The sequence below is a fragment of the Coriobacteriaceae bacterium genome (genome assembly GCA_025992855.1).
GTDB lineage: Bacteria > Actinomycetota > Coriobacteriia > Coriobacteriales > Coriobacteriaceae > Collinsella.
On the sequence record DAJPGB010000001.1, the window covers coordinates 1056404 to 1073062 of the forward strand.

Annotated in this window: 15 protein-coding genes; 4 read left to right on the forward strand and 11 right to left on the reverse strand. The window is 60.2% G+C overall.

Features of this window, described 5'->3' with window-relative positions:
* Positions 1-196: 196 nt before the first annotated feature.
* Positions 197-1036, reverse strand: coding sequence for a methyltransferase (locus OIL88_04375; protein HJI71608.1), 840 nt, complete (start codon positions 1034-1036; stop codon positions 197-199).
* A 117-nt stretch (positions 1037-1153) separates the two neighbouring features.
* Complete coding sequence (locus OIL88_04380; protein ID HJI71609.1) at positions 1154-2026, reverse strand: class I SAM-dependent methyltransferase; 873 nt, start codon at positions 2024-2026, stop codon at positions 1154-1156.
* 267 nt (positions 2027-2293) lie between these two features.
* Here OIL88_04380 and OIL88_04385 point away from each other — a divergent pair, with 267 nt between their 5' ends.
* The 4 genes from OIL88_04385 (at position 2294) to OIL88_04400 (ending at position 6798) form a co-directional block, all read left to right on the forward strand.
* Entirely contained in the window at positions 2294-3016 is a 723-nt protein-coding gene (locus OIL88_04385) for a helix-turn-helix domain-containing protein (protein ID HJI71610.1), read from the forward strand.
* Entirely contained in the window at positions 3016-3915 is a 900-nt protein-coding gene (locus OIL88_04390; GenBank protein HJI71611.1) for a DUF4097 domain-containing protein, read from the forward strand. The genes OIL88_04385 and OIL88_04390 overlap by 1 nt, the downstream gene beginning before the upstream one ends.
* 96 nt (positions 3916-4011) lie before the next feature.
* Complete coding sequence (locus tag OIL88_04395; protein HJI71612.1) at positions 4012-5919, forward strand: tRNA uridine(34) 5-carboxymethylaminomethyl modification radical SAM/GNAT enzyme Elp3; 1908 nt, start codon at positions 4012-4014, stop codon at positions 5917-5919.
* Positions 5920-6798, forward strand: a complete 879-nt coding sequence (locus OIL88_04400; GenBank protein HJI71613.1) for a fused MFS/spermidine synthase — start codon at positions 5920-5922, stop codon at positions 6796-6798. It begins immediately after the preceding gene.
* A gap of 26 nt (positions 6799-6824) precedes the next feature.
* Here the strand turns inward: OIL88_04400 and OIL88_04405 are convergent, their stop codons facing one another.
* The 9 genes from OIL88_04405 to OIL88_04445 all read right to left on the reverse strand — a co-directional run bounded on the left by OIL88_04405 (position 6825) and on the right by OIL88_04445 (position 16572).
* Positions 6825-9269: a DEAD/DEAH box helicase gene (locus tag OIL88_04405; GenBank protein HJI71614.1), complete on the reverse strand. Its 2445-nt coding sequence runs from the start codon at positions 9267-9269 to the stop codon at positions 6825-6827.
* A 116-nt stretch (positions 9270-9385) separates the two neighbouring features.
* Positions 9386-10690, reverse strand: coding sequence for an ATP-binding protein (locus OIL88_04410; GenBank protein ID HJI71615.1), 1305 nt, complete (start codon positions 10688-10690; stop codon positions 9386-9388).
* Positions 10683-12443 carry a TerB N-terminal domain-containing protein gene (locus OIL88_04415; GenBank protein ID HJI71616.1) on the reverse strand — a complete coding sequence of 587 codons (1761 nt, stop codon included), beginning with the start codon at positions 12441-12443 and terminating at the stop codon, positions 10683-10685. The genes OIL88_04410 and OIL88_04415 overlap by 8 nt, the downstream gene beginning before the upstream one ends.
* 87 nt (positions 12444-12530) lie before the next feature.
* Positions 12531-13247: a DUF554 domain-containing protein gene (locus OIL88_04420; protein ID HJI71617.1), complete on the reverse strand. Its 717-nt coding sequence runs from the start codon at positions 13245-13247 to the stop codon at positions 12531-12533.
* A gap of 118 nt (positions 13248-13365) precedes the next feature.
* Complete coding sequence (locus OIL88_04425; GenBank protein ID HJI71618.1) at positions 13366-14796, reverse strand: hypothetical protein; 1431 nt, start codon at positions 14794-14796, stop codon at positions 13366-13368.
* A gap of 18 nt (positions 14797-14814) precedes the next feature.
* On the reverse strand, positions 14815-15030 hold the full coding sequence (locus OIL88_04430) for a hypothetical protein (protein HJI71619.1): 216 nt from the start codon (positions 15028-15030) through the stop codon (positions 14815-14817).
* A 49-nt stretch (positions 15031-15079) separates the two neighbouring features.
* Positions 15080-15679: a hypothetical protein gene (locus OIL88_04435; GenBank protein ID HJI71620.1), complete on the reverse strand. Its 600-nt coding sequence runs from the start codon at positions 15677-15679 to the stop codon at positions 15080-15082.
* 90 nt (positions 15680-15769) lie between these two features.
* Positions 15770-16279: a hypothetical protein gene (locus OIL88_04440; protein HJI71621.1), complete on the reverse strand. Its 510-nt coding sequence runs from the start codon at positions 16277-16279 to the stop codon at positions 15770-15772.
* Complete coding sequence (locus OIL88_04445; GenBank protein ID HJI71622.1) at positions 16276-16572, reverse strand: hypothetical protein; 297 nt, start codon at positions 16570-16572, stop codon at positions 16276-16278. Before OIL88_04445 ends, OIL88_04440 begins: the two co-directional genes overlap by 4 nt.
* Between the last annotated feature and the right edge of the window lie 87 nt (positions 16573-16659).

Genomic DNA, 16659 nt, shown 5'->3' on the forward strand with positions numbered 1-16659 from the left:
GTTGCCAGCTAAGTGAGTAGACTTTTTGCGATGTCGCGAGCACATGGATTTTGCACAAGGGTTCTATCTGCGGTTTTAGTTTTCGTTATGCGGGTTGTGCTTGGCTATTGCAAAAAAGTCTACTCACTTAGGTTTGAGGGTTGTTTGCTGGCGCCTATTCGCGCTTATTTGCTGACGCCGCGACCATCAGAAGCCCCTAGGACTCTTGCGGCAGGCGCTTCTTGCCCTTGCGGGCACGGTTTCTGAAGTTCTCGACGGCCTCTTCCATGCCGAGAGGCACGTAGGTGAGCTCATCGAGGTTTTCGGGCAGGTAGCAGGCAAGGCTTTGCTCCTGCGCGCGGCCCGCCGCGAGCTGCTCTTCGATGGGTTCCGCGCCGGGCGTAGCGCAAATGCCATAGACGGCGGCGCCCATCTCGCGCGTGCGGCATTCATATTCGGTCTCGGGATGCTCGGGATGGTCGCGGCGGACGTCGTCACTTACCCAAAGCGTATCGTAGCCGGCTGCGGCAAACTGTCCCAGGGCGTAATCGCGCAACGGTTTGCTGTCGGTTCGCAGCGTTACGGTGGCGCCGGCTGCAAAGAGCGGGCGATAGAGCATCAGATGGTCGACATGGACGAGGCGCTTTTTGGCGTACTTGGCCTTGGGCTGCGGCGTGGGAAAGTTGATGGTGATGGCATCGAGCTCGCCTGTGGCAAATAGCTGCGGCAGCGATGCGGCGCCTCGAGGCAGAACGAGTGCGTTGGTCAGTTCATGCTCGCAGATTTTCTGTGCGGCATAGGCGATGCAGATGGGCTCTTGGTCCATGCCGATAAAGAGCGTGTTTGGCTCGTGGGCCGCGCGCTCTACAAGGTACGTTCCCTTGCCGCAGCCAAGATCTAGGTGAAGGTGTTCGAATGGCTTGCTGCCAACTGGCGCACAGACTTCACGCCAATCTCCGGCATAGGCCTCGGGGTTCGTCTCAATCGCATCGGCGTAGCGCTCCAGGCGCTCCTCGAGCACAAAGTTCTTAGGCGTGCGAACGTGGACGGCTCCCATGAGGCTCCTTGGTCATAAATATGGAACGCATAGCTGCGCGTTCCGTCAATGGGTTGAAAAGGGTGGGCATAGTTTGCCCGAAAGAAGCGGCACGGCTCGGCGGCGAGTCGTCGATGCCTACAGGCGCTTGAGGATCACATAACGGTTGAGCTCGCCGCTGCGACCGTCGGCATGGAAACGCTCAAGCTCGCGCACGGGGACCTCGCCGCTTTTGTAGAACGTACGGACGCCGCGCACCAGGTCGGTGATCTGCTGATCGTCAAAGTGATGGCAATAGCGGTAGGCGTGGCGGTCGTTTTGCCAGCCAATGAGGTGGTCGCCGGCTTCAAACTGCGCGGAATCGTAACCCTCAAACGGCGGGGTGAGCTCGGCGCGGGCTTCGGCTCGAACGGCCTTGCGCGCCATGCGCTCGTCGTTCATAAACTCCCAAAAGCTGATGGCGATGATGCCGCCCGGGCGCGTTTGCCGCACCAGGGCGTCGAGCACGCGTACGCGGTACTCGCACGACGGCACGTGGTGCATAAAGCCAAAGCAGACCGAGATATCGGCGAGCGGGGCGTCGAAAAGCACGTCGGGTGTTTCGGCGGGGTTGAGCTTCATGAGGGCGTCGAGCACGTCGAGTTCCTGGAAGTGCAGGTTGGGAATGCGCAGCGCGTGGCCATGTGCATCGATGGCCAGGTCTTGACACGAGTCGACGCCATAGAACTCAAACGGGCAGCTGGCATCTGCCGAGGGGTTTGCGCCGTCGACGCCCTTGGCGGCAAGTGCGCCGCCGGCGGCAAAGTTTTCGAATCGCATATTGCCGCAGGCGAGATCGAAGACGCGGACGGGATGCTCGATCGTGGCGACGTCGAGCTGTTCGAGCGCTATGTCCATGGTGCGCACCCAGCCGGGCCAAGGAGCCTGGCGCGTATCGGAAAAGGAGGCGGAGTGCTCGCGATAGAACGTATTGTTGAGCTGGATGAGCGATGAGGCGAAATCGCGGTTCACGGCGCGGAACTCCCTCCGTTGGCGGTGCGGAATAAACAGTACGACCATACTACCGTTAACGCCGCGACGGGGACAACCGAGCTGCGGGTCATTGCTTTGTTTGGACACATTTCCGCAGCTCATATATGCCCGCAACCGCCGGTTGTCAAAAATCTCACTAGAATAGGTGGCATGCTTTTGGCGGTGGCGGATAGATTTTTAACTGTGCAAGGCGCCTTAAGAACAAAAACGGTCCGGCGGCACGGCTGGCATCACATAGGAGGAACCATGAATGTAGAAACTGCGCAGCGGCTCGCCGACCTTCGTCGCAGCAAGGGTTTTAGCCAAGAAGGGCTGGCGCGAAAGCTGGGGCTGTCGCGCCAGGCGGTCAGTAAATGGGAGCGTGCGGAGAGCTCGCCCGATACCGAGAACCTGATCTCGCTCGCAAAACTCTATGGCGTGAGTTTGGACGAGCTCCTCAATCCGAGCGATGAGATCGAGGACGATATCGAGTTTGAGAACGAGGACCGCGCCCGTCAGCGCGAGGCCGAGGCGGCGGAGCGTGCCCGCACTCATGAGGCGGCGGCACGAGCTACCGAGGCGGCAACGCAGGCGAGTGATGCGGCTGCCAAGGCGGCGCAAGCGGCAAGTTGGAGCGCGCAGGCAGCTAATGCGGCGACGGCTCAGGTGACGGGTGCCGGTGCGACCAGCGTGACTCCGGTGAAGGGTCCGTTTCAGTCGTTCCCGTATTGGGCTGTGTGCTGGCTGCTGTTCTTTTTGCTGATGTTCCTGTTTGGTGCCGGCCCCTTTGCCGCGCTGATCTTCTTTACGATCCCCATCTATCACTGGGTGGCGCGTGCGCTCGATGGCGATTGGGCGCGCGGGGATATCCAGGTTGGTCCGGCGCCGGCGGTCGCTAGGACTAAGGGGGAGGACGTTTCCACTGCGGTTGACGCTGACATGGCTGCCGGGGCCACCGCTGAGCCGAGTGCCAAAGAAGGTGGTGAATGATGAAGCTCTCGCATGAGTCTAAGAGGCGCTTGGGTGTCGGCATCGGAGCGTTTGTGCTTATCATCGGACTTGTCTTCGGCACTTCGTGGACTTTGATTCATTTTGATGGACCGTGGGATTTCGACGATGTTGTATCCGGCTTGTCTGGTATGGGCGATGCGTTTGACGAGGACGATTCCTTGAATAGCGGTAACTATTCCGCTCGGCCTCAACAGCTTTCGAAGGAAACGTTTGATGCCGACGCGTTCACATCCCTTGACTTGGATGTGACGTCGGGTACGGTTGAGATCAAATGCGTTTCCGACGGGCCGGTACGTGTCATCGAGAGTGGCCGCGTCGCAAAAGGAGTAGCTGCTTACGATGCGGCAACCCAGAATCTGGCCGAGGTTAAGGGTTCTACGCTCAAGCTTCGCCAGTTCGATTGCGATGACGAGCGCGCCATTGACCGCACGGTTACCGTCGAACTGCCGCGCAAAGTTGCCGATAACATGGTGGGCATTACAGCGAATGTAGGATCGGGTGATCTGACGGTCGCGGGCATTGCGTGTCATGACCTCAACCTGACTCTGGACTCGGGAGACGTTGAGTTTACGGGCACCGTGACCGATACCCTGAATGCCGAGGTCGGTTCGGGCGATGTGACGTTCGAGCTTTACCCGGCCCCCACGAAGTCGATGGACGTGAGTGTGGGCTCGGGCGATGTGGAGATGACGGTTCCGAACTCGACGGGCTTTAAGGCGAGCCTCACCTTGGGCAGCGGCGACTTCGAGAGCGATTTCCTTCCGCTTGGCTACGACGGCGAGACCATTTTGAATCTTGAATTCGATAACGGTGACAAGTCTGCCACGTATCGTTTTGAGGTCGGTTCGGGCGACATGTCGTTTGATTCGGAGTATTGAGGCAGACGAAAGCCTAGGCGAAGATATAGACGCGCTGTTTGATGAAGGCGCCGAAGCCGAGATCGGCTCCGGTGCCTTTGCCTTTACAATGGGGGCATGGAACAGATTATCTTGAACATACTCGAGGCTCTGCGTCGCGGCGAGACCGTGGACGACAAGGTGCTCGTCAAACTGATACATGCCGAGGCGCGCCGTGAGGGTGCCGACAAACGCGATTTGGCCAAGCGCCGTCTGCTGCCGTTCTACCAGCGGGTTAAACGTGAGGAGCCGGCTCGTTGGGCTGGGTGGAATGTCGATGCCGAGCTGGAACGTCAACTGCTGCAGGTGCTGCGTATGAAGCCTCGTCGCACGGCTTCGGGCGTGGCAACCATTACCGTCATCACCAAGCCGTGGCCCTGTTCGGGCGATTGCCTGTTTTGTCCTAACGACCTGCGCATGCCCAAAAGCTATTTACATGCCGAGCCGGCGTGTGCCCGTGCAGAGCAAAACTGCTTTGACCCGTATCTGCAGGTGAGTGCTCGTTTGACCGCGCTTTCGCAGATGGGGCATGCGACCGACAAAATTGAGCTCATCGTGCTCGGCGGTACCTGGAGCGACTATCCGCAAGGGTATCAGGCATGGTTTATGTCGGAGCTCTTCCGTGCGCTCAATGATGATGCGGTGGCGGGCGTGGCGGCTAATCCCATGCTGGCGCGCCCGGGTATCAGTCGTGCTGAGGCCGGGCGCCTGCTCGATGACGCTCCCGCCGATGCCCTGCCGCCGGTGGTAGCAGAGCGTCGCGAGCGCTATCGGGCCGCCGGCATTGCGACAGACGAGGTCGAGCTTGCTGCCGGCGTTGCCGACGAGCAGGGGCGTGTGGATGCTGCCGTGGGCGGCTATAACCGTGCGGTGCGTCGTCTGTACGGCCCCGGTACGCCGTGGGGCGAGGTCACCGAGTGGCAGACGGCAACGATGGAGGAGCTCGAGCGTCAGCAGCGCATCAACGAGACGGCGAAGCATCGCGTGGTGGGGCTCGTTATCGAGACGCGCCCCGATGCTGTAACGCCGCAGGCCCTCACGCTCATCCGCCGCCTGGGCTGCACCAAGATACAGATGGGCATCCAAAGCCTTGACCAGCACCTGCTCGATATCAACGAGCGCCGCATTTCGGTGGCTCAGATCGAGCGGGCGTTTTCGCTCGCGCGCCTGTTTGGCTTTAAGATCCACGCGCACTTTATGCTCAACTTGTTGGGTGCTACGCCTGAGGGGGACAAGCGTGACTACGAGCGCTTTATGACCGAGGGCGCCTTTATGCCCGACGAGGTCAAGGTCTACCCGTGCGCGCTCATCGAGGGTTCACGTCTGGTGGGCTGCTATGAGCGCGGCGAGTGGCGTCCCTATACCGAGGAAGAGCTGCTCGATGTATTGGCCGACGACATCGTGGTGACGCCGGCGTTCTGCCGCATTAGTCGCATGATCCGCGACTTTAGTTCCGATGACATCATGGTGGGCAACAAGAAGCCCAACCTGCGCCAGCTCGTTGAGAACCGCCTGGCTGCTCGGGGTGACGGTGCGACAGTGCGTGAGATTCGCTATCGCGAGATCAGCACGGCGGGCGCCGACTTGGATGAGCTATCTCTTGATGAGGAAGTGGCGTACGAGACGCCGGTGACTTACGAGCGCTTTTTGCAGTGGGTGACGCCGCAGGGCAAGATTGCGGGCTTTTTGCGGTTGTCGCTGCCCGACCATTCGTTTGTTGCCGCGCATGCGGACGAGTTGCCGACGACGCCGGACGAGGCGATGATTCGCGAGGTACACGTGTATGGCATGGCGGCACGCGTGGGGGATCAAGGCCAGGCGGCGCAGCATCACGGGTTGGGGCGTTTGCTCGTAGAGCGTGCGTGCGAGATTGCCCGGGATGCGGGTTATGCGCGCATCAACGTGATCAGCGCGATTGGCACACGCGAGTACTATCGCCATCTTGGATTTTATGACCATGACCTTTATCTGCAAAAGGAGCTCTAGATGAACAAGCCGAGTGTTCCTGCCGGTGTCGTTGCCGGCGTTGCCCTGGGAGCCGCGGCGCTTGGTGCGGCCGCTGTCGCTGTTCGTGCTGCCTGTCTGCAGGTTGCGCGAACCCGCAATGGGTTGGCGCGTGTGAAGCGCGTGCACGACGAGGGCGGCGATGAGATTCGCGTGCTCGTGCAGGGCGGCGTCTACCAAAGCGCAAGCTACGTTGGCGAGCGTTGGGCGGAGCCCGTCTTTGCGTACTATCGTGCGTTTGACGACGTGTTTGAGTCCGAGGATGCGATGCGTGACGCTTGTGGTCACGGTATCGACCGCATGCTTATGCTGGGCGGTGGCGGGTTTGCTTATCCTAAGTTCGCCCTGATGTCGCACGAGGGCTTGCGCATGGACGTCATCGAGTATGACGGAGAGATTACGCGCCTGGCGCGCCGTTGGTTTTACCTGGATGAGCTGGAGCGCGCGGCGGGCGATCGCCTGCGGGTGATAATCGCTGAGGCTCGCTCGTATCTGGGTGTGACGAGCGTGGGCCATCGTCGCTACGACGTGGTCGTGAGCGATTGCTTTGGCGGTGCCGAGCCCGTGCGCGAGCTGGCGACGGTTGAGGCGTTGCGTTTGGTGCGAGGCAGCCTGAACCCCGGGGGTATCTACGCGGCCAATATCGTGAGCGCAAACGAGGGGAGCGACGTGACGTTCCTGCGCGACTGCGCTGCCACGGCGCTCGAGGTATTCGCCCACGCCTGGGTGGTCCCATGTGGCGATGCGGAGTTCGGCGGCGAGGAGAACTACCTGCTCATTGCCAGCGACGGTGACTACGCCTTTGCCGAAGCCGTGCCCTTCGACGCCGACTTCCTCGGCACCGTCCTTCACGACAAGTAAGTCTCCCCGTCCCAAAAAGACTGGTCTTAGGCGTGGTCGCGCCAGCCGAGAACGCGCTGCTTCATGCCTTCGATGTCGAGCACGCCTTCGGCAAAGCCTTTGCGCACGAGCTCTTCTGGAACGAATTCGTCGTACCGATCAAAGTAAGGCACCTCGCCGGGATAGACGAGGTCGATGGGGTCGAAGTCTTTCTCGGCTTCGGCGGCGAGCACTTCAAAGAACGTCTCCTCGTCGGCCTTCATCTTAAACTGCATAAAGTACGGGCGTGACGGGTCGAGTCCGCGAAGGCCCAACTCAGCGGCGCATTTGATTTTAAGCATGCGCTCGAGTGCTAGGAAGGCGTAGCTGCCTAACCAGGGGAAGAGCACCCAGGTGTCGCCACCCAGGTTGATGAGCGGCTTAGTTCCCGCGCCCGAAATCTCGGCGGTATGACGAGCTTGTGCCAAGCGAGCCCGTGCGTTACCCATGAGGTACGGATATGTCGCGTGCTCGTTGAGCGTCTTGCGCATGCGCTCGAGTACGTGTGTATTGATGTCACCGGGGCAGTCGCCAAAGTAGGCTGGCACACGACCCTTGACCTGCGTGGCAAAGACGGTGTGGCGCTTCCAGTCCACTTCCTCGACAATCCAGCAGTGTCCGGCGATGGCGATGCGCTCACCGGGCGGTGGCGGGTTGACGATCGTGCCCAATTCGGCCGACTCGCTACGAACGGTGAACTCCTCGTTTTCCTGGAACACGGCGTAGAACTTAAAGTTGTTGATGATGCGCTCGCCCGCGAGACCCACGATGAGCCCGCCGCCTTCGGTGACCTGGATATGGTCGATCTTAATGAGGTGACGCAGCAGCACGCGATAGTCATCGGCCGAGATACGATGGAAATAGCTCAGTGTGAGCACGCGCTGGGCAAGTTCGGCCGGCGTGAGCTCTCCGGTGCTGGCGAGGGTCGACATGGTCTGGTGATAGAGCAGACTGTAGGGGAGTCGATCGAGCTCAGGCGGCTCGACCCATTTTTCCTCGCGATAGAGTTGTACGAGCGCGATGCCCTGCAGGAGCTTCCAAGGAATGGTTTCGGGCATCATCGTGCGCGGCTCGGGCTCTTCCTCGCGCATGACAAACCACATCTCGGGCGGAAGGTCGCGGCGTCCCGTGCGGCCCATTCGCTGCAAAAAGGAACTGACGGTAAACGGCGCATCGATCTGAAACGCACGCTCCAGACGGCCGATATCGATACCGAGCTCCAGCGTAGAGGTGGTGACGGTTGTCTGTGCCTGCTCTTCATCGCGCATGAGTTCTTCGGCCGTCTCGCGTAGCGATGCCGAAAGATTGCCATGGTGGATGAGAAAACGGTCGGGCTCGTGTCGACTTTCGCAGTGGCTGCGCAGCATGGAGCACACGGCCTCTGCCTCCTCGCGCGAGTTGGCAAAGACCAGGCACTTACGGCCGCGCGTATGTTCAAAGATATAGCCCATACCGGGGTCGGCGTTGTCGGGCGCCGTGTCGGTGGGGTTGAGAAGCGCCTGCTCGGTCGCTCGTGGGATGTCGACTTCGCCCTCGGGGGCCGAGGAAGCTTGGCGGTCCTTGGGAGCGGCCTTGCTCCGTGCCCGCTCACGACGTTGACGGCGCTCCTCTTGTGTGAGCTGTCCGCTGTGACGCATGTCTTGGGCGCCGGCGGGCAGTGCCGCGGATGCCGCCGCCTCGATACGCTCGCACGCAAGCACTTCGGCCTCTTGAGGACCCGTGCTCTCGAATCCCCGCTGCTGTGCCTGGGGACCCGAGTTGTAGAAGTGCTCCATGGAGATGCGCCACACGCGGCGCGGTTCTTCAAAGCGGGGGATAACACAGTCGCGCCCCGTTCCCTGTGAGAGAAAAGCGCCCGTGCGCTCGGGGTCGCCGATGGTGGCAGAAAGGCCGATGCGTCGAGGCTGCACGCCGGCCATGCGCGAGAGCCGCTCGATAAGGCAGAGCGTCTGCCCGCCACGGTCGCCGCGCATGAGCGAATGGACCTCGTCGATGACCACGTAGCGCAGGTCGCAAAACATGCGCGGAATCGCCATGTGCTTATGGATTAAGAGCGCTTCGAGTGACTCGGGCGTAATCTGCAAGATGCCGCTCGGTTTTTTGATGAGCTTAGCCTTGTGCGACTGCGAGACATCGCCATGCCAGTGCCAGACAGGGAGGTCGGCTTCTTCGCAGAGGTCGTTGAGACGGACGAACTGATCATTGATGAGCGCCTTGAGGGGGCCGATGTAGAGGGCGCCCACGCTTGCGGGCGGGTTCTCCCAAAACTCGGTCAGGATGGGAAAGAAGGCTGCCTCGGTTTTGCCGGAAGCCGTGGATGCCGTCAGGAGCACATTATCTTGCGTGTTAAAGATGGCGTCTGCCGCTGCAACCTGGATAGAGCGCAGACTCTCCCAATCGTGGGAGTAGATGAAGTCTTGGATAAACGGAGCATATCTGTCAAAGGCGTTCACGGGGCCTCCTCTCAAAAACGAATCTCTCAACGCGGCTGGCAACGGCTTGCTGCATTGCTGCTTCAACGTTTGCCCAGATAAAACCTGCCAAAATAAACCTGTCCCGTTTTGGCAGGTTAGATGGTGAATTCGGCGAAGTTGCGGTCACCGTCTGCAGCGCCGGTGTCGCCTGTTGCGGCTGCCGGCGCCAGCGCGTCGCCGCCGACGCTTTGCAGCAGCTCCGCCACATTTGCATCGGGGTTCTGACACAGGATATCGAGCAGCTCGATAAAGTCACGGATGACCTCACGCGGCGTTAAGTGCGTATCGGCTCCCACGCGGCCAAACTCAATCTTGAGAAAGCCCACCAAGTCGTTCTCGGTAAGCGTGGGTGTCCAGCCAAAGTAGCCGGCATGGATTTGCATGAGTTTTTCGATGAGCACCAGCAGTTCCTCATAGGTGAGTGGCTGCAGGCGGATGATGGGCGCGAGCATGTCCTTAAGGTCCTCGCGCGCAAAGCGGCCCTGAGCGAGTCGGCTGCGCAGGGCTTCGTAGGAGAACACGCCGCGGCGGCGGTCTTCGATGGAGGTTGGCGTGCCGCCCATGATTATGCCCAGGTACTGCGCTTTGCCCTGGAGCGTGTCGTTGTACATGGTCAAGATCTTCTCGTAGTTGTATTGGCGAGTGATCGCGTTGGGAATCTTGTACAGATTCACGAGCTCGTCGATGAGCACCAGCATGCCCTTGTAGCCGCTGCAGACCAAAAAGCGCGCAATGAGCTTAACGTAGTCGTACCAGTCGTCATCACTGATGATGGTCGAGGAGCCCAGCTCGGCGCGTGCCTCACTCTTGGTGCGGTACTCGCCGCGAATCCATTTGGTCACGCGGCTCATGGCTTCTTCGTCGCCCTCGGATACTGCCGCGCGGTAGCGGCGGAGCATGCGGGCGAAGTCGAAGCCGTGGACCATTTCCTCGAGCGGGGCCAGTTGGGCATTGACGGCAGACTCATCGGCATCGGCACACGAGGCGACCCAGCGATCCAGGATAAGGTTGAGCGCACCGCCCTCGGGGCGCGTTTTAGTCGATATGTTGCGGATGAGCTCACGGTAGGTGGCAAGGCCCTGTCCCTGGCCGCCCTGCAGGCGGCGCTCAGGGGATAGGTCGGCATCGGCCACGACGAATCCCTCGCCCATGGCGTGCGTGCGGATGGTCTGGAGCAAAAAGCTCTTGCCGGCTCCGTAGCGACCGACCAGAAAGCGGAAGCTTGCGCCGCCGCCGGCGATGAGACTCAGGTCGGTGAGCAGGGCGCGGATCTCGACCTCGCGTCCTACGGTGATATAGGGAAGGCCGATGCGCGGGACCACGCCGCCCTTGAGCGAGTTGAGAATGACGGCAGCGACGCGCTTGGGCACGCGGGGTGCTGCGGATGCGTTATCACTCATGGTCTAGGTATCCTCTCACGTCTGCTTCGTAGTCCTCGATAATGTGCGGTCCTGCTGCGCCAAATTCAATTACGGTGTCACCCACCAGGTCAAAGAGCGCCTCGTTGATGGTATCGACGAGCATGTCCTCACTCTGTCCCGACCTCTCCACCGCCGATGCCGTCTGCGCTGCGTTTTGCTCGAGTAGTGCTCGAAGATAGGCGTCTGCGGCGGGATCGAGTGCGGTTGCGGTGCCAGCGGGTGCAGTCGATACGACCGCTGGCGTCGGTGCGAGCAGCGGCGCCACGACACCAAACTGTTCGGTGGATATGGTCGGCTCGTCGGCCTCGTCCTGCCGAATGGGTGCCGCGACCAGCTCGACAAACGCGTCTGCTGCGGGCTCGGCTTTCGGCTGCTCGGAACCCGCCGTATCGACCTCTGCGAGCACATCATCCTCGCGCTCCTCATCAATCAAAAGCGCTTCACGCGTTTGCGCGGCGGCGCTCCGAATGTGCCCTAGCTGACTCAAATCGATATCGATCTTGACGGGCTGGTGCGCGGCGTCCCACGAAAGCCATGCCACGATCTCGTCATCGATGATCTTGGCCAGATATTTGGGGACCTTCTCCTCCTTCAGGGGATGGGTGGGGTCTAGGGCCAGGCGCAGGCGTTGGTCGCAGGCGCGCATCATCTCACCGAGCTTGCTGCTTTTTTGTCTGCTGCCGTGGATGCGCATGCATTCCCAAAAGCCATTTTGGCAGCGGTAGATGTGAATGGGGTCCAGGCGATATTCGCAGTCCTCGTGGCGCTCGGGCGCAAAGAACACGGCCGAGGCAAACATGGTGTAGGGCATGGCCGTCTCCTCCCCAAACAAGCTCGCTACGATGCCGGTCTTTCGGTGCGTGTCATAGTAGCGCGCCATACGGACATACACGGCGCATGCCACGTGGCGCAGGTCGCGATGGTGGGAACGGTCGAGCCGTGAGTTATTCAGGTTGTACGTGGAGAGGGCGTTTATAGCGGTCATGAGTCGCTCCTCGCCTGCCTCGTCGGGCGGAAGGGGGAGCGTGGGCTCGGAGGTTTTGCGACGCTTGGGGACTTGGGCCGACGGCGTCGGTGTAGGTGCAAGGTCTCGAGCCGCGCGGCGCAGCTCGATGAGGGCGTTGTCGAACATGACGGTTTTAGAGTCGCGAAGCAGCTTGGGGTCGAGTCCGTGGAACACGGCGTAGTCCTGCAGCCACACGCGTGCAAACCGGTCGATGCCGGGCTCGAAGGCGCGGTAGGCATCCCAAAAGGCCTTGATTTTGTTAAAACCATCGAGTGGGTCATCTACGCCAATGCCACAGATCAGCTCATAGAGATACAGGAAGGCAAAGGACGTAGACGTTTCCTCGACGGTTCCGCGGCGCACTTGTGCACGCCAGGTAAAATAGCCACGCAACTGCCGATCGCTCATGGCGTTATAGGTGGGAAAGTACGACTTGAACGTACCGTTGTAGGGGCAGTCGTCCTCAAAGTCGGCCATCAGCAGGCCTTGGCGGTAGAAAAGCTCGGCTTCCGAAAGCCAGCGACCCGCGCCGCCTTTGGGGTCATCCTGCCAGCGCGATATCTCGCGCATCTTGCGGTATTGGTCGGGAAGGAAGTTCTGCATCTGACGACCGGTTTTGAGAATTGGCTCGTCAGCATAGACTTCGTTTGAGAAGCGAGCAGACTGATGGGTCCGGGCCTCGGCCATAATGCGCTCGATGAGCATCTTGATGTCCTGGTCGGCCACCGCTCCTCCTCTCGAACGCAGCTACGGTGACCTCATATCATAGCACAGCATCAAACAGGTGTTCGAGATACCGCTGCGTTGATAGATTTAGAACAGGAGGGCATAGATGACGGCTATGACAACGGAGGGGAGCATATTGGCCGTGCGGAAGGTCTGAGGACGGATGAGGTTGACTCCGACGCAGAAGATGAGCATAGAGCCCACGAGCGATAGGCTGTCGAGGGCGGCGGCGGTCATGATGGGGGAGAGCGCGCCGGCAAACAGCGTGATCGTCCCCTGGAACACGGCGACGGGCAGGGCGGAGAAAATGCAGCCGCGGCCAAGCGACGCCGTCATGGTGCAGACGATGATGCAGTCCAATGCGCCTTTCAGGGCAAGCGTTGACCAGTCACCGAGCAGACCGTCCTGGATCGATCCCACAATGGCCATGGCGCCGATACACACGGTGAGTGAAGTCGAGACGAAAGCGTTGGTGAACTCGTTATCGCCCTCGCTGCCGGTTTTGCGCTTGAGCCATTCGCCAAGGTTTTCAATGGCGGCCTCCAAGTTGATGGCCTCGCCGATGAGCGAGCCGAGGGCGAACGAGACAATGAGCATGGTGGTACCGGTGGTCGCCAGCGCCTTTCCATCGATGATGAGCATCTTTTGCATGGTGCCGCCAAGGCCGATAAACAGGACGCACAGCCCCGATGCTTTCATGAGCGTGTCTTGGATGCGCGGTGTAATGAAGCGGCCGCCCGCTAATCCCAAAAGACCGCCCGCAACTAAAAGCACAACGTTGATGATTGTTCCCAAGCCCGGCATGAGCCCTCCTGTATTGATGCCAACGTGGCAATCGTAGCAGAACGAAATGCGAGGCACATCGCGACTCATCTAATACGTTATATAAGTGGTGTTAGGAATGATGCGCAGCATTTAAGCCTCAGGTGGTTGTCGGGACATAGGGATAGTAGTCAAAGCGCAGTGTCATAAGCCGCTGTGGGGATTCAATAGCCGCGGCGATGATATTGGCATCGCGGGCACGATCAAACCCTTCGAGTTCGATCTGATACGAGACGTCTTGCATAATGTCCAGATGTCGCCAGGCTAGGAGTGTGTCACCATCGAATTCCAAGGTCTTGCCTCCGTCTGGAGCAACGGCGTATAGACGCAGCTTGGCGGTGGTTGCAGGGTCGACAACCGTGACCTTTTTAATTTCGTTTCGAGTATTCTTGGCGCCCAACAAGGTGAGCAGTGTTGGGGCCACGACCTCGCCCGATGGCAAAAAGACGACTTCGATGGATTCAGGAAATGCGATGATGGCCGACTTGCGGACGGGCTGATTGGCGGCGGCAACTTCGATGTTCGCAGCGTCGATGACCTCTGTGTGGTCGAGCGCGGCAAGCACGCAGCAGTTACCTTCATCGATCTCTTGAGGATCAGCAAGCCCCAGACTGTCTGCGAGCTCGGGATCGTTTGGATCGTTAGCGGGCTCATTCGGTGCTTCGAAAGAAGCTGGGACGCTGTTTGTCGGCGACGGCGTGTCGCCCGCACCTGCTTCTTTGTCCGCGTTCTCTTCTTGTATGGTTGCGTTGATGGGTTCGTCGTTTGAGGGGAGCGTCTTGGCGTCAAGCGCGGAGGGGATAATTCCGATGGCTCCTGATCCGTTCCACTCCATTTCGAGAAGCGCCGGGTCGGCAAGAATGCGTTGCCTGCTTTGCGCGTGGGCATCGATTTCAATAGGGCCTGCCTCTATCCCTCGTGTAAGGCTGAGTGATCCGGCTGGCTTCTCGAAATGAGCGTCTGTGTCTTTGGTGCTGACGGCGTAGAACAGCAGGGACGCTTCTCCCGCCGCGATGGCATCGGTGTCGGCTTTGGTCAACCGCAACGATGCCGTGAATGAGAGGGTGGGCTGCGTGTCGTCTGCATTCGCGGCGGCGCAGCCCAGACATATACCGCCTCCTTTCTCGAAAAACGCACCGTCGAAGGCGACCTTCGCTCCGTTCGCCGAGTCATCGATCGAAGCGATGTCGATGTGCAGCTCTAAATTGCATGGATCGCCATCTGCGTCGAGCACAACCGAGCGCCACGTGCAGACGGCGTACCCCGCCTGGGAGCCGTTTGCCTTGTTCGAACGATTGATATCCACGACTATCGAACCGTCCGTATTACGACGAAGGCATCCCGAGGTTGAGATTGCAGCCTGTGCGATCGAAAAACGCTTGCACGCAATGGCGCTCGACGGATTTGATGCGGAGCTTAGGGCTGCTGGTAAGGAGTCTGCCATGACGGGAGTCGCCCAAGCGGCGACAGGCGTTCCGGTTGCGAGCGCGCCGCAGAGTGCGACGACGGGCAAAAGGTTCTTCGATGCCATGGGGTCTCCTTAGCTAATTTAGTGCGGCCTGTCCGTGTTTTGTTTCTGGCTGCGTTTGATGTGCAGGCCGAGGCTGGCGGTTCCCGCGCCTGCTGCTGTGGCGCCTGCTGCCAAGAGCCATCGTCCATCGCCTGTCTGCGCCAATGGTTCCTCGCGGTTGCCGCGGTCGAGCCCCGAGAGGTCGACCGTCACTTGCGTGGCGGCCTGCGCCTGTTCTTGCTGGGCAAAGGCCATGGCTGGGCCAAACGCTAGGATGCTGACGGCGGCGGCCAGGGCGACGGCCTTATGCCGTGTGCGCACCGGGCTCGACCGTCCAGGTGATCGTTGCAACCTGATCGCCTTCGCCGGTTACGCGGAAGATGTCGCGCGTGACGCGGGCGACGTTTCCGCTTGTCTTGAGCTTAATTTTGTCCTTGCCGCCGGCAATGCCCTGGTAGCTCATGTCGAAGGCTGCGTTCTTGGAAAGATCGAGGCCCGTCCCCTGCATTGCGGCGCTGGCGTTCTGGAGTGCGCCGTCGGGGCCGACCTTAAAGTCGATGGAGTTCTGCGCGGTTCCGGCCTTGGCGTCGGCAGCAATGGTCCAGGTGTTCATGGCGTCGATCTTCATGTTGGTGACATGGATGCCGTAGGCCGAATGATTATCGATGGTGGTCGCGTCTTCTGAGGGGCCCTGGAGCGTGCCGTCGGCCTTGGCGACGAAGGGAATAACCGTCGGAACTTTGAACTCAACGTTGTCGATCTCGGTCCTGACCATTACTTTCGTGGTTCCAACGCGCCCGGCTGCCATAGCTGGCGTCGGGGCGGCGCCCATTGCGAGCGCGAGCGCGAGCCCTGCGCCCACGACGAGCGCTCTGGCTCCGTTCATGTTCCTGGTGATGTCCATGGTCGTTCCTTTCTATTCGCCGCGGGCCGTCCCCGCGATGATTGGACGAATGCTGGTGAATTGCGTGCGGTGCCGCGTCGGCCGGAAAAGCTAGTTCTCGGCTTGCTCAACCCGCACCTTGACACGTGTCGGATTGCCGTGGCTGTCGAGGGTCTTGGCATCGAGTGCCTGGATCTCGATGTACGCCTCGCCTTCTTTGATGTCGCCGGCGGGGCACGTTTCGATTGTCTTGCCGGTCTCGACCACGCCCGATTCATAGATGGTCTCGTCGTTTTGGATCACGCGGAAACGCTGGGGAAACTTGTTGTCCTGGACGTTTTGCACGTTGACGCGCAGCTTGCCGCCTTTTTGTAGCTGGGCGACTGGTGCGACCGAGATCGTCATCATGTTGTCGCGGACGATGGCGTCGAGCTCATCTTGGATTTCCTGACGCGTTTTGCCCTCGGCCGTCGTAACCGAAGCGCCCGCCTCGGGTACGGGCTGCGACTGCCAAGCGTATAGTCCTACGGCGACAAGGGCACAGACGATGGCCAAGCAGGCAACGATGAGCTTCTTGCGACGACCCAGGCCTGCAAAGTGGGGTGGCTTCTTCGCGCTCATGCGGCATCCTTGGCGGTATAGATGCGCGCAAAGGTGGACGGGTTCGCTCCAAAGAGCATGTGAAGCATCAGGCGGCGTGAGTAGACAAGCTCGTCGAAGTCGGGAGGGAGCTCGATGTCGTGGATATGCGCGATGCGGTGGGCGAGCGCCGAGAACGACTCGGGGTCGCAGATCACATCGGTGGTAACGTGGTAGACCGTCGTATCGGGGAATGCCTCTTCGTCGAAAGGCAGGAGATGGGGATCGTCGTCGACTTCGATGGCGATGCCGTACTGGGGCCAGTAATATGCCATGGGAACCTCCCTGCTTCTGGGGCCAAAACTTCTGTCGGTTTTGGCTGTTGATGCCGACGGTATCAGCCACTACTTGACCAATTGCTG

What these genes read in the sequence shown, in the direction of transcription:
- OIL88_04375 (HJI71608.1), bottom strand. Translation starts at nt 1,036, where the DNA reads ATGGGAGCCGTCCACGTTCGCACGCCTAAGAACTTTGTGCTCGAGGAG.
- OIL88_04385 (HJI71610.1), top strand. Translation starts at nt 2,294, where the DNA reads ATGAATGTAGAAACTGCGCAGCGGCTCGCCGACCTTCGTCGCAGCAAG.
- OIL88_04390 (HJI71611.1), top strand. Translation starts at nt 3,016, where the DNA reads ATGAAGCTCTCGCATGAGTCTAAGAGGCGCTTGGGTGTCGGCATCGGA.
- OIL88_04395 (HJI71612.1), top strand. Translation starts at nt 4,012, where the DNA reads ATGGAACAGATTATCTTGAACATACTCGAGGCTCTGCGTCGCGGCGAG.
- OIL88_04400 (HJI71613.1), top strand. Translation starts at nt 5,920, where the DNA reads ATGAACAAGCCGAGTGTTCCTGCCGGTGTCGTTGCCGGCGTTGCCCTG.
- OIL88_04410 (HJI71615.1), bottom strand. Translation starts at nt 10,690, where the DNA reads ATGAGTGATAACGCATCCGCAGCACCCCGCGTGCCCAAGCGCGTCGCT.
- OIL88_04420 (HJI71617.1), bottom strand. Translation starts at nt 13,247, where the DNA reads ATGCCGGGCTTGGGAACAATCATCAACGTTGTGCTTTTAGTTGCGGGC.
- OIL88_04425 (HJI71618.1), bottom strand. Translation starts at nt 14,796, where the DNA reads ATGGCATCGAAGAACCTTTTGCCCGTCGTCGCACTCTGCGGCGCGCTC.
- OIL88_04430 (HJI71619.1), bottom strand. Translation starts at nt 15,030, where the DNA reads ATGGCCTTTGCCCAGCAAGAACAGGCGCAGGCCGCCACGCAAGTGACG.
- OIL88_04435 (HJI71620.1), bottom strand. Translation starts at nt 15,679, where the DNA reads ATGGACATCACCAGGAACATGAACGGAGCCAGAGCGCTCGTCGTGGGC.
- OIL88_04440 (HJI71621.1), bottom strand. Translation starts at nt 16,279, where the DNA reads ATGAGCGCGAAGAAGCCACCCCACTTTGCAGGCCTGGGTCGTCGCAAG.
- OIL88_04445 (HJI71622.1), bottom strand. Translation starts at nt 16,572, where the DNA reads ATGGCATATTACTGGCCCCAGTACGGCATCGCCATCGAAGTCGACGAC.